At 62.2% G+C, this 11,826-nt stretch carries 11 protein-coding genes; 4 read left to right on the top strand and 7 right to left on the bottom strand.

The genetic code is table 11. The annotated features are described in order from the left end of the window. Positions 1 to 3 precede the first annotated feature (3 nt). Together DWU99_RS09470 and DWU99_RS09465 are read right to left on the bottom strand one after the other, a co-directional pair. On the bottom strand, positions 4 to 1,164 hold the full coding sequence (locus tag DWU99_RS09470) for an SO2930 family diheme c-type cytochrome (protein WP_233511021.1): 1,161 nt from the start codon (positions 1,162 to 1,164) through the stop codon (positions 4 to 6). 11 nt (positions 1,165 to 1,175) lie between these two features. After that, the gene (locus DWU99_RS09465) at positions 1,176 to 2,411 is read right to left on the bottom strand and encodes a parallel beta-helix domain-containing protein (RefSeq protein ID WP_115477802.1); all 1,236 of its coding nucleotides are present in this window, start codon (positions 2,409 to 2,411) and stop codon (positions 1,176 to 1,178) included. Positions 2,412 to 2,689: 278 nt separating this feature from the next. Between DWU99_RS09465 and DWU99_RS09460 the strand changes: the two genes are divergently transcribed. The 3 genes from DWU99_RS09460 to DWU99_RS09450 all read left to right on the top strand — a co-directional run bounded on the left by DWU99_RS09460 (position 2,690) and on the right by DWU99_RS09450 (position 4,222). Further along, entirely contained in the window at positions 2,690 to 2,893 is a 204-nt protein-coding gene (locus DWU99_RS09460) for a hypothetical protein (protein WP_115477801.1), read from the top strand. A 247-nt stretch (positions 2,894 to 3,140) separates the two neighbouring features. Further along, on the top strand, positions 3,141 to 3,779 hold the full coding sequence (locus tag DWU99_RS09455; RefSeq protein ID WP_115477800.1) for a DUF5671 domain-containing protein: 639 nt from the start codon (positions 3,141 to 3,143) through the stop codon (positions 3,777 to 3,779). Next, positions 3,776 to 4,222, top strand: coding sequence for a hypothetical protein (locus DWU99_RS09450; protein WP_147292903.1), 447 nt, complete (start codon positions 3,776 to 3,778; stop codon positions 4,220 to 4,222). The genes DWU99_RS09455 and DWU99_RS09450 overlap by 4 nt, the downstream gene beginning before the upstream one ends. 72 nt (positions 4,223 to 4,294) lie before the next feature. Here the strand turns inward: DWU99_RS09450 and DWU99_RS09445 are convergent, their stop codons facing one another. Further along, entirely contained in the window at positions 4,295 to 5,041 is a 747-nt protein-coding gene (locus DWU99_RS09445; protein ID WP_115477798.1) for a glucose 1-dehydrogenase, read from the bottom strand. A gap of 101 nt (positions 5,042 to 5,142) precedes the next feature. Here DWU99_RS09445 and DWU99_RS09440 point away from each other — a divergent pair, with 101 nt between their 5' ends. Then, entirely contained in the window at positions 5,143 to 5,514 is a 372-nt protein-coding gene (locus DWU99_RS09440; protein ID WP_115478154.1) for an ArsR/SmtB family transcription factor, read from the top strand. A gap of 18 nt (positions 5,515 to 5,532) precedes the next feature. Here the strand turns inward: DWU99_RS09440 and DWU99_RS09435 are convergent, their stop codons facing one another. From DWU99_RS09435 to putA, 4 genes are all read right to left on the bottom strand, one after another. Further along, complete coding sequence (locus tag DWU99_RS09435) at positions 5,533 to 6,252, bottom strand: c-type cytochrome (protein WP_115477797.1); 720 nt, start codon at positions 6,250 to 6,252, stop codon at positions 5,533 to 5,535. Between the two features lie 223 nt (positions 6,253 to 6,475). Then, complete coding sequence (locus DWU99_RS09430; protein ID WP_233511020.1) at positions 6,476 to 7,555, bottom strand: AraC family transcriptional regulator; 1,080 nt, start codon at positions 7,553 to 7,555, stop codon at positions 6,476 to 6,478. A gap of 158 nt (positions 7,556 to 7,713) precedes the next feature. Then, positions 7,714 to 8,454: a TlpA family protein disulfide reductase gene (locus DWU99_RS09425; RefSeq protein ID WP_115477796.1), complete on the bottom strand. Its 741-nt coding sequence runs from the start codon at positions 8,452 to 8,454 to the stop codon at positions 7,714 to 7,716. Positions 8,455 to 8,537: 83 nt separating this feature from the next. After that, positions 8,538 to 11,741 (bottom strand): bifunctional proline dehydrogenase/L-glutamate gamma-semialdehyde dehydrogenase PutA, encoded by a 3,204-nt coding sequence (gene putA, locus DWU99_RS09420; RefSeq protein WP_115478152.1) that lies wholly within the window; start codon positions 11,739 to 11,741, stop codon positions 8,538 to 8,540. Positions 11,742 to 11,826 lie beyond the last annotated feature (85 nt).

Below are 11,826 nucleotides of genomic sequence, written 5' to 3'. Positions count from 1 at the left end.
GGTTCAATGAAGCACCACGCACTCGCCGGGTAGCGATGCGATCCACGCCTTGATCAGCGCAACGCCTTCCTGATGCACGGTGCTGCGACCGAGCTCCGGCATCATCGTGCCGGGTGTGGCGGAGCTGAGCCGGTAAGGCAGGATCGAGTCGTCCGGATGACCCGGCACGATGTCGAAGTAGTGATCGCCCGTACCCTGGCCCGCAGCAGTCGGCGGTTTGCAGATGCCGATGTGGTGATCTTCGGGCGTGGCGATGTCCAGCGTCAGGCCGGTGGTATTCGCGGCGCCCTGCGGGTTGTGGCAATGACCGCAGTTGATGTCGAGATAGGCGCGTGCACGTGCATCGAGCGGTGCATGCTTGTCCATCCAGTTGGCATTGCGCGGCGCATCGGCCGGAGCAGGCGCGCCGGTGAGATAGCCCACGCGCATCAAATGCGCGAGTTCGTTCTCGTCGCCGTCCGCATAGCGGTAGTCGCGGTTGAGATGGCGCGCTTTGGGACCGATCGGCTGCAGCGCGCGCGTCGTCCAGTCGTGTGCGTGGCAGCTCACGCACTGGCTCTGGTCCGGCACGACGTAGTTGAAGTTTTCGCGCGCGCCGCTGTCGCTGACCAGCGTCAATGCCTGCACATCGCCGGTGCGGGCGAGCACGGCGTCGGTCTGGTCTGCGTTCCATACGTAAGGAATCGCCACCCAGCCGTCCTGGCGACGCACCAGAAGGCGCGTCTCGACCAGATGCACATGGGCGAGTTTCAAACCTTGCCCCGGGCCTGCGAAGTCGCGGCTGGTGTCGTACGTGCGAGCCAAGTCGGTGGCGTTGCGCGCCTCGCCTGTGGGGAGCGGATAGAAAAACGTCTTGCTGATGATCGTGCCGACCGGAAAATCGAAGGTGTCGGTCGGGTTGTACTTGGCCGATACGCCCTTGGGCATCCAGATCGTGCGCAGCTTGTGCGCGTAGTCGGTGAACAGCGGCGTGTTGAGTTCGTAGGGCACGACGCCGTCGTTCAACTGAAGGACGCCGTCGCGCGCTTCGACCACGTGCCAGTCGCTCAATTTTTGCGGATAGCCGCTGTCGTGAAACGCGACGGGATCCATCTCGCGATGACAGCCCGACAGGCACAACAGCGCAAGCAACATTCCCCCGCACAACCACATCTTCATCTGCATGGACAACGCTCTCAGACTTTCGGCTGCGGGTTCAACACGACCGGCGGCAGTTTGGGCAAGGTGCACTGATACGCTTTGGTGTCCGTGCTCGGGCTCTTGTAGCCATGCGGGCCGTCGATGTTCAGCACGCCATTCACATCCTGGATGCAGATGCGATCGTTCGGCGGCGGCAGGCCATCCACGACATCCTTCGGATCGGCATAGCCGTCCCAGACCACGTCTGGGAATTTGCCGGTGAGACCGTAGACGGCGGTCTTCAGTGTCTTCAACTTCAAACCGTCCGGCGAATCGCCGCCGCCGGTGATGCGGTTGCCGTAGACGTAGATGCCCTTCGGATACGGGTTGTAATCGGCCGCGACGCCGCGCGTGTTGTAGTAGTTGGTGGAGAAGTAGCTGGAGATGATGATGCTGGCCGTCTGGTTGTCGGCGATGTCGTTGTCGAAAATCTCCACCTTGTCGTTGGAGTTGACGACGATGCCCGAACCGGCCGGCACGCTGGCGACGGCCGCGCCCTTTTTCGCAAAATTGCCGGTGTTGTTGGCGAACACCTTGTTGTGGAACACGCGCGTGGCGTGACCGGCCTGCGACAGGTTGGGCATGTTGAAGACCAGCACGCCGCCGGTGTTCTTGGTGGCGGTGTTGTCGTAGACGTCTGCATTCACCGAGTTCTCGATCTCGATGCCGGCCACGTTCTGTTCAGCCCGATTGCGTCGTACGACGATGTCGTTCGACTGTCCGACATAGATGCCCGCATCCGAGGCGCCGATCACCACGGAATCTTCAATCAGCACGTTCTGCGTTTTCACCGGATACAGGCCGTATGCGCCGTTGGTGCTGCTGGGGCCGTCCGTCCACTCGATGCGGACGCCGTGGATCGTGATGTTCCTGCCCTGATTGATCTTCAGCGCATCGCCCATCGTGTCTTCGATGGCGAGGTTCGCGATGGTGAAGTCATTGGCGTTCACCAGCAGGCCTTCCGGGCCGACGACCTGGCCCTTGAAGGACAGCACCGTTTTGTCCATGCCGGCGCCGCGAATGGTCACGCCATCCGTGCGCAGGCTCAGGCCGCGCTTCAACGCGTAGTGTCCGGCGGGAATGTCGATGACGCTGCCGGGCTTGGCATCGAGCAACTGCTGCTCGAGCTTACTCTCGAACGATTGATCCGTCTGACTTTGCTGAGCGGACTCCTGGTGACTGCAGGCAGCCAGCAGCAGCGCGATGCCGATCAGCATGTGGGTCTTGCGCATGGCGAAATCCTCCCCTCGCACCCTACGGCGCGGTATGCACAGCACTGTCACGCAAGAGCGCGGCGACGGGGAGGGCAAACGGGACTCAGGCGGGGGGCAATTCGGCCAGCGTGTGGGTGATGTGGCCAAAGGCCGCTGACCATCCATGGCCTGGGATACCTCGCAGATCGCAGTGGCTAGCTTGATAAAAATTCAAGACTGAGTTGCACAGATATCGCTTTTAAGCGGTTTGTCAGTGCATTAACTTGATTCTCCATCAAGCATCCACGGAGGTCGTCATGCATTCGTCCTCGGTTCCGCAGTTTTTCCAGCAGGTGTTTGGCAGTGAGGCTGGCAAGGTGAGCGCTTTGTCCAGCAGTGTCGGAGTGTCGCAGCCTGAGCGAGGCACCACCCGGCGGATCGACCCGGTTCGTGCCGTAGCTCCCAAGCGGTTCGCACGTCTTTGCCTGGGTATCGGCGACGGCAGCGTGCATAGGCAATAAGAGTCGGTTTCCCAGCGCTCCGCGCTGCACCGTGCAAATCGATCCACTCAACTGTATCGACGCGCGTCGTCACTTGTCGTTTGTCGAGCGACGTCGCCGGTCATTCGTCGCGGTTTTCCCGAGAAGCATCGTTGCAAAGAGCGCAGGCTTTCGCCCTTGCTCGGCCATTTCGCCATGCCATAGTGTGGAACGTGCGCAGTCGACGTGAGTCGATGCACGTTTCCACACAAAAGGGACAGGGGGACACATGGCCGGTGCGACGCAGGACCTGGATCAGTTCGTGCGCGATGCGCTGATGCGCGGATGTTCGCGTCAAAGCATCGAAAAGGCGTTGTTTGAAGCAGGCTGGGCGCCGGAGCAGGCGCGAAGTGCGATGGCGGCGTATGCGGATGTGGATTTTTCCGTGCCCGTGCCGCGTCCGCGTGCTTATTTATCGGCGCGGGAGGCCTTTCTCTATCTGGTGCTGTTTACCACGCTTTATCTGAGCGCTTATCACCTTGGCACTCTTCTATTTGAGCTGATCAACCGCAGTTTCCCGGATGCAGCTTTGCCGTATGCCAACGGCGTTGAAGAAAATATCCGCTGGGCGGTTGCCACCATCGTCATCGCATTCCCGGTTTTTCTACTGCTATCCGCAAAAATCGGACGAGAACTCAAGCAACATGCGATAAAACGGCAATCGGCCGTTCGCCGGTGGCTTACGTATCTCACGCTTTTTGTCGCGGCCGTCGTCCTTATTTGTGATTTGATTACATTGGTTGATGGCTTTCTGGGTGGCGAAATCACCACCCGCTTCGCGCTCAAAGTGCTTGCTGCCGGCCTCATAGCAGGCGCGATATTCGGATATTACCTTTGGGATCTGCGCCGCGATGAGGGGGCGGCATGAATCCGCATATGGGTGTGCGCATACTTCTGGGGGTCGCCTCGATCATTATGATCGGCGCGGTGGCGGCTGGTTTGCGCGTGCTTGGGACACCTGGACATCAGCGCGCATTGCAACTGGACCAGCGTAGGGTTTCCGAGCTTGGGCGCGTGTCGCTCGGTATTCATATGTACTGGACGCAACACAAGTCGCTTCCATTGGATCTTGGCGATGTGGGCGTAAGTACGACGGATAGCAGGGATCCGGTTACCGGTACACCCTACATCTACAATCGCGGTGACGCAGATACGTACAGTCTCTGCGCAACCTTTGATGAAGCATCCAGCCAGTGGAGCGGTCGCAATATGCGGTCTTACTACATCCCCAATGCCTCGGACTGGAAGCATCCAGCCGGAAAGTACTGTTTTCGCTTTGTCGCCGAGAACATGGGTACTCCCGTGCAATAGCGTGATGGCTTGCGCTCAAATTGAACAAGGCCCCGCCTTTCGAGCGGGGCCTTGTCTATCAGGAGCAACCAATCAGCGCATGCCGCCAGCGGCGAACAAATGTTCGCCCGTCAACCAATACGAATCGTCGGAAGCCAGGAACACGGCGATCGACGCGATGTCGCGAGGCTGGCCGATACGGCCGAGCGGCGTCTGCGCGGTGGCATGGGTGTGGAAGTCCGAACCGATGAAGCCGGCCGAGTGGGTGCCTTCGGTTTCGACCATGCCCGGATTGAGCGCATTCACGCGAATCTTGCGCGGGCCGAGTTCGAGCGACAGCACGCCGGTGATGGCGTCGACCGCGCCCTTGGTGGCGGTGTAGACGGCGCTGCCGGGCGGAGTGAGGCGCGTGACCAGCGAGCCGATGTTGATGACGCTGGAACCTTCGCCTAGATGCTTTGCCGCGGCCTTGGTGGTCAGCAGCAGGCCGAGCACGTTGACGTTGAAGTGCTTGTTGAAGTGTTCCTCGGTGATCTCTTCCAGCGGCGCGAACTCGTAGACGCCGGAGTTGTTCACCAGGATGTCGAGGCGACCGAACTGCTTGACCGCGGCGTCGACCAGCGACTGCGCATCCGCAGCCTTGGACACATCGCCGCCCACGGCGACGGCCTTGCCGCCGGCCTTCGCGATCTCCGCGACCACCGCTTCGGCACCGGCCTTGCTGGATGCGTAGTTCACGACTACCGACGCGCCTTCTGCGGCCAACGCTTTGGCGATGGCGGCGCCGATGCCTTTGGATGCCCCGGTGACCAAGGCGACCTTACCCTTGAGCTTGCTCATGACGATTCTTGACCTGTGTGGGTGGGAAAGTTCTTTAATACCATAGTTCGCAACATATGAACTATGGAACTAGTTGTCAAGGCGCCTGTAAAATGCCGGTCATGAGACCGTTGATTCATCCATCGATCGAGGACATCACCGTAGAGGGCATTCTCCATGCTCTGTCCGATCCGGTTCGCGCGGCCATTTATGCGGAACTGGCGATCTCCAGCGGCGCCACGTGTTCGAACTTTCTGAAGATCAGCGACCGCGACATTCCCAAGTCTACGCTCTCGCAGCATTTTCGCGCGCTGCGCGAAGCGGGGCTGATTCGTAGCGAGCGGCAAGGCGTGGAGATGCGCAACACCACGCGTTGCGCAGAGATCGAGCAGCGTTTCCCGGGTCTGCTGCCAGCCATCATGACAGCCCATCAGGTGCAAGCTGCCGACCGGATGCGCGTAGCCAAACGAAGGCAAAAGGCCGCCGCGGGCTGACGCCAATTCGCAACGTCGTCAGGGCGACGTCACCGATAGATACGCAGAAGCCTCTCTAATTTCGGCATCGGTGAGTCGCGAAGCCACTTCGGTCATCGACCCCGGCTTGACGTTGCCGGCGCGGGCGCGCGCTTGGAATTCGTGCAAACGATTGACCACGAAAGCGGCAGGCTCGCCGGCGATACTGGGGAAGCGCTGACCGTTTCCGGTGCCCCCAGGGCCATGGCACGCGAAGCAGGCGGCCACGCCGTTTGAATCACCATGCATCGCCAACGTGCGACCGGCCGTAATCAACTGTGGCGAGGGCGCTTGCTGCGAGGCGGCGAGCGCCGGATGTTGCGACGAAAAGTACGTTGAGAGCGCGTCTATATCCGCATCAGAAAGTGTTCGTGCGATGGGCTGCATGATGTCGCTGCTACGCGTTCCTGCCTTGAACATGGCAAGTGCGTGCGCAAGATAACGCGGGTCCATGCCTGCGATGCGTGGCATGCCGGCCGCCGAGCCTGCTCCTTGCGGGCCGTGGCAACCCGTGCAAACCGCCACGGAGGCAGGCGCTGTGCGAGGCGCGGATGTGGCGGGAGGGTTGGCCGATGCGGACAGCGGGAATGACAGTGCAACCAGACATATCAGCCAGAACGGCATCGCGCAGCGCCACCAGGCAAGGTTCGCGGGCGACGATTCCAGAGCGAAGCCCGCCGAGGACACCTTGGCACAAATGCGGTGCAATGTTGCGCTCATCAGGGCAGCTCTGCGGATACGGAATGCTGCGGACAAGTATGCGTGTGCAGGTATCAGCTTGGAATTTGATTTTCCATATCAGCGCCATTGACAGCGACTATGGGTCAGGCCATCGCAGCCCTTGTGAGCGCTGAAAGTTCGGCGCGCGTTGCCTGAAAGGGCGCTCAGTCGGGCGCAGACAGATACTGCCTTCGATATTCCATGGGATCGATGCCGGTATGTATCAGGAAGGCATGCCGCGGCGCGCGAGCTGCGGCGGCATGCCTGTCCAGCGCTTGAAGGCGCGACGGAATTCGCGAGGATCGCTGAAGCCCAGCTCGATGCCGATTTCCGCCACGCTCATCTTGCCGGCGTGCAGCAACTCCAGCGCGCGTTCGGCGCGCACCCTGTCGTGGATTTCGCGGAAGATGCGACCGCTGTCGGCAAGTCTGCGACGTAGCGAGCGTTCGCTGAGATGAAGCGTGCGCGCCACTTCCGTGAGACGTGGATGTTCGCGCAGGCGACTGCGCAGCAGGCGTTCGACGGAACCGACGATTTCGTCGGAACCCGTGGCGCCGCGCAATTGTTGATGACATAGCGCCAGCGCCTGCTTGGAGGTCAGCGGGTTGTAGCCAGGCAGCGGATGTGCGAGCCAACTGGTGTCGACGAGAATGCGGTTGTATTGAGCGCCGAAGCGAACGTCGCATTGGAACGCCGCGCTGTATTCGCGAGCATAAGCCGGCGCCGGATAAGTGAGTTCCAGCCGCACCAGGGACAGGTTGGGGCCGATCAATTCGCGCGCGAGGGCGAAACTGCTGGCGAACATCTCTTCGCACAGGAACGGCAGCAGATCTACTTCGCCAAACCGAGGCCATGCCTGCAGCGCCACGGTTTGTTCGTCGATCACGACGAAATCCACGTCGAGCAGACTGCCACTGACTTTGTGGTTGGCGATGCCGACCGTCATGGCCTCGCCGAAATTGCGCGAGGTCATCATGGCAAGGCCGAGCAAGCCGAAGCTACCGACCGTCTGATTGCGGCCTATTTGCAATCCGAGCGTGGGGTCGCCCATGGCTTTCAGTCCGCGTGCGACCACCGTGCGCGCCTGACGATAGGAGATGCGCACACTGGGATCGTTGATCTGCTGCCGCGTGATGCCCAGTCCTACGAACCACGATTCGGACGCAATGCCGCGCCGCGCGGCGAGCTCAGTGAGGTGCACCAGCACATTGGGTGGGATGTTGGCAGTCAGCGCACGCGGATCCGGTTCGACCGACGACAACACGCGCCGCACATGCTGCATACCTGATGCGAATTCCGACATGCCCCACCATCCCCCGTGCCGACCCTCTTCGGCGCAGATACGGTGTTCTAGCACGTATGCATACGGGGTGGTTAGCGCGCTGCACAAGCAGAAGCGATACGTCTGTTAATGAAGGGCGCAGGTCATGTGCAGCGCGGGTGATGCTGCCCGTCGTCGACTCAGGAGCCGGGTGAAGATGTGGCCCGTTTCCATTGTTCGATCCAATGGGTGAGATAGGCCAGTCGTTGGGCTGGATCGTCGTTCATGGTCATGCCGACCGCGGCTCCCGCCACCCGGCCGGAAGGGTCGATCAGCATCAGGGTGGGGTAGATGCCCACGCCAAGCGTATCGGTCAATCCCTGGCCGTCGTGCAGCACGTTCCAGGTCAACCCGTGTTCGTTCACGAAGTCTTGCGCGGTTTCGCTATCTTCGAACGTCACGGCCAAGAAGTTCATGTCGTGGTGTTCGCTCGCGTACGCATTGAGCGTCGGCACCTCGGCGATGCACGGCGCGCATTCGGCGAAGAAGAAACTCACCAGCGTGTAGCGGCCATGAAAATCGTCGAGCCGCTGAACGCCGCCTTGCAGCGACGGCAGTTCGAACGGCGGAAATGCATCGCCGCGTCCGAACGCGAAGCGCCCGGGTTCGCCCGCGTGCGCGCCTGCCGGTCGCAGCCGCAGCATCGCCGCACCGGAGCGGTTGTCGCGGGTCATGCTGTAAGAGCGGCGATCGTGCAGTTGTTGCGCGAAGGCGGCGTAGTCCAGGGGCTTGCCGTTCGCGTCGAGGTAGCGGACTTGCGGTGTGGCGCCCAGTTGAAGCGAGGCGATGAAGTGTTGTTCCGCATTGCTCAAACCATTTGCGCAGGCTGGTGCGACGTGCAGTAACACCAATAGGGATGCAAGCAGCAGGATATGTCGCATATCGATTGGAAGCCCGAATCGCTAGATGCTTGCGGTAATACTCCCTCCCCTGCGTGCAGGGGAGGGATGGATGCGGCGCGCGATTACTCGCCGATCGTCAACAGCGAAGCGTTGCCGCCCGCTGCCGTGGTGTTGATGGTAAGCGTGCGCTCGCCCGCAAAACGTAGCAGGTAGTGCGGGCCGCCGGCCTTCGGACCGGTGCCCGAGAGGCTTTCGCCGCCGAACGGCTGTACGCCGACCACCGCGCCGATCTGATTGCGGTTCACATAGCAATTGCCCACGCGAGCGTGACTGCGGATGTATTCCACCGTGTCGTCGATGCGGCTGTGTACGCCGAGTGTGAGGCCATAGCCGGTGGCGTTGATGGCATCGATGACCTTGGGCAGGTCGCTGCCCTTCCAGCGGATGACGTGCAGCACGGGGCCGAACACCTCGCGCTTGAGAATGTCGAGCGAGGGAATTTCATACGCGCGCGGTGCGAAGAACGTGCCGTTCGACGTAGCGGCCGAATCGAGCTTGGCTTCGGCGATCTTTTTCGCTTCCTTGTCCATGCGCGCGGCATGGTCGTCGAGGATCTTCAGCGCGTCGTCGTCGATCACCGGGCCGACGTCGGTCGAAAGCTGGCCCGGGTCGCCGACTTTCAGTTCCGCCATCGCGCCGGCGAGCATGCCGATCACCTTGTCGGCGATATCTTCCTGCACGAACAGTACGCGCGCGGCGGAGCAGCGCTGGCCGGCGGACTGGAAAGCTGAAGCGATCACGTCTTTCACGATCTGCTCGGGCAGCGCCGACGAGTCGGCGATCATCGCGTTCTGGCCGCCGGTTTCGGCGATCAGCGCGGCGATCGGTGCGTTGCGTGCGGCGAGCGCGCGGTTGATGGCCCACGCGGTTTCGGTCGAGCCCGTGAACGCGACGCCGGCGACGCGCGGATCTTTGGTGAGTGCCGCGCCGACGACGGCACCATCGCCCGGCAGATACTGCAGCACGTTGGCCGGCACGCCGGCTTCATGCAGCAGCTTCACGGCTGCGTGGCCGATCAGGCTGGTCTGCTCGGCCGGCTTGGCGATCACGCTGTTGCCGGCGGCAAGTGCCGCGGAAATCTGGCCGAGGAAAATCGCCAGCGGGAAGTTCCACGGGCTGATGCACACGAACGCGCCGCGGCCGTTCAAAAACAACTGATTGCTTTCGCCGGTCGGGCCTGGCAGCTGTTCCGGATGGCCAAACAGGCGGCGCGCCATCGCGGCGTAGTAACGCAGGAAGTCGGCAGCCTCGCGGATTTCGGCAATCGAATCGGGCAGGCTCTTGCCGGCTTCGCGCACGCACAGTGCGATGAATTCGCCGCGACGCGCTTCGAGCAGTTCGGCGGCGTGCTCAAGGATGGCGGCACGGCTGGCGGCGGGCAGGCGATCCCAATCCTGCTGTGCGGCGACCGCGTTGGCGAGTGCCTTGTCGACGAGTGCCGCGTCGGCGCTGACGTAGCTGCCTACCACCTGCCGGCGATCGGATGGGTTGGTCACCTGCACGGTGGGACCGTCACCCTGCGCGCCGGCGACCAGCGGACCTGCGGTCCACGGACCGGACTTCGCGTTGACCGCCTCGGCGAGGGCCTTCAGTTCATTGTCGTTGGAGAAGTTGACGCCCATGGAATTCTTCCTGGATACCGAATTGGAATTCTGCGCAGGCGCAGAATTCTCACCAAACAGATTGACCGGCAGCGGAATGCGCGGATGCGCAAAGCTGGAGTGATTGGCCGAAGCGAAGCGACGCACCGTTTCGCAGGGATCGGCGACGAGATCGCGCACCGGCAGCGTTTCGTCGACCACGCGATTGACGAAGCTGGTGTTCGCACCGTTCTCGAGCAGGCGGCGCACCAGGTATGGCAGCAGATCTTCATGCGTGCCCACCGGTGCGTACACGCGGCATGGCACGTTGAGGTTCTGCTTGCCGATCACTTCGGCGTAGAGATCCGTGCCCATGCCGTGCAGGCGCTGGAATTCGAACGGCCGTCCACGCGCGATGTGATGCACGGCGGCAATCGTGTGCGCGTTGTGCGTGGCGAACTGCGGATAGATCAGATCGCTGCCTGCATCGAACAACTTGTGCGCGCAAGCCATGTACGACACGTCGGTGTTCGGCTTGCGCGTGTAGAGCGGATAACCGGAAAGGCCCAGTTCCTGCGCGCGCTTGATCTCGGCGTCCCAATAGGCGCCTTTCACAAGGCGCACGTACCAGCGACGGCCGGCGGCGCGCGCGGTTTCGATCAGCCAGTCGATCACGAACGGCGTGCGCTTGGAATACGCCTGCACGACGATGCCGAGGCCATTCCAGCCTTGCAGCGACGGATGGGCGAACACGTCGCCGATGATGTCGAGCGAGAGTTCGAGGCGATCGGCTTCTTCGGCGTCCACAGACAAAGCGATGCCTTGCTTCATCGCCAGCTGCGACAGTTCAAGCAGCTTGGCGGTGAGATCGCGACGGGCGCGCTCGCGGTTGGCCAACTCGTAGCGCGGATGCAGCGCGGAGAGCTTGACCGAAATCGACGGCGCATCCGTATGGTTGGCGAACGGGCCGCGTCCGCCGATGGCGGCGATCGCGTTGCGGTAATCCTGCTGATAACGCTCGGCGGTTTCGCCGGTGAGCGCCGATTCGCCGAGCATGTCGTAGGAATAGCGGTACACCGCGTACTCGGGTTTGGCGCAGCGGTCGAGCGCATCGCCTATGGTCTGGCCCATCACGAACTGGTGGCCCATGATGCGCATCGCCTGACGCACGGCTAGGCGAATGGCGGGTTCGCCCGCGCGGCCGACCAGGCGGCGCAGCGCGCCGGTGAAATCGTGGCGCGTTTCTTCCGCCAGGTTCACCAGCTTGCCGGTGAGCATCAGGCCCCAGGTGGAGGCATTGACGAACAGCGACTCGCTCTGGCCGAGATGCTTCTTCCAGTTCGCATCGCCGAGCTTGTCGCGGATCAGCTTGTCGGCCGTGGCCTTGTCCGGAATGCGCAGCAGCGCTTCGGCCACGCACATCAGCAGCACGCCTTCCTCGCTGGAGAGGTCGTACTGGCGCATGAAGGATTCGACGGCGCTCTGATCCTTGGCGCGCACGCGCACGCGGCTGACGAGCTCGGCGGCCAGATCGATCACCTTCTCGCGCTCGGCCGGCGGCAGCGTGGCCTGGGCAAGCAGATCGTTGACGGCTTCGGTCTCGTCGCGGAGCCAGGCCGCGGTGATGCGTGCGCGTGCCGGTTCGGTGCCGGTCGGCAATTCGGGGGTAAGAATGGGTTGGGTCACGATGGCGTGGCGCGGGGCAGGGATGGTGAGGAATTGAGAATTGTACGGTGGGGCGTGGTGGGGCGCATCCGTACTGTCGGGAAGG

Source organism: Dyella psychrodurans (assembly GCF_003363265.1).
Lineage (GTDB): Bacteria > Pseudomonadota > Gammaproteobacteria > Xanthomonadales > Rhodanobacteraceae > Dyella_B > Dyella_B psychrodurans.
The sequence above is the reverse complement of the archived record's forward strand: the minus strand, read 5'-3'. Positions and strand labels throughout refer to the sequence as shown.

Coding starts and splice junctions, on each gene's coding strand:
- DWU99_RS09470 (WP_233511021.1), bottom strand. CDS start 1,164: ATGCAGATGAAGATGTGGTTGTGCGGGGGAATGTTGCTTGCGCTGTTG.
- DWU99_RS09465 (WP_115477802.1), bottom strand. CDS start 2,411: ATGCGCAAGACCCACATGCTGATCGGCATCGCGCTGCTGCTGGCTGCC.
- DWU99_RS09460 (WP_115477801.1), top strand. CDS start 2,690: ATGCATTCGTCCTCGGTTCCGCAGTTTTTCCAGCAGGTGTTTGGCAGT.
- DWU99_RS09455 (WP_115477800.1), top strand. CDS start 3,141: ATGGCCGGTGCGACGCAGGACCTGGATCAGTTCGTGCGCGATGCGCTG.
- DWU99_RS09450 (WP_147292903.1), top strand. CDS start 3,776: ATGAATCCGCATATGGGTGTGCGCATACTTCTGGGGGTCGCCTCGATC.
- DWU99_RS09445 (WP_115477798.1), bottom strand. CDS start 5,041: ATGAGCAAGCTCAAGGGTAAGGTCGCCTTGGTCACCGGGGCATCCAAA.
- DWU99_RS09440 (WP_115478154.1), top strand. CDS start 5,143: ATGAGACCGTTGATTCATCCATCGATCGAGGACATCACCGTAGAGGGC.
- DWU99_RS09435 (WP_115477797.1), bottom strand. CDS start 6,252: ATGAGCGCAACATTGCACCGCATTTGTGCCAAGGTGTCCTCGGCGGGC.
- DWU99_RS09430 (WP_233511020.1), bottom strand. CDS start 7,555: ATGTCGGAATTCGCATCAGGTATGCAGCATGTGCGGCGCGTGTTGTCG.
- DWU99_RS09425 (WP_115477796.1), bottom strand. CDS start 8,454: ATGCGACATATCCTGCTGCTTGCATCCCTATTGGTGTTACTGCACGTC.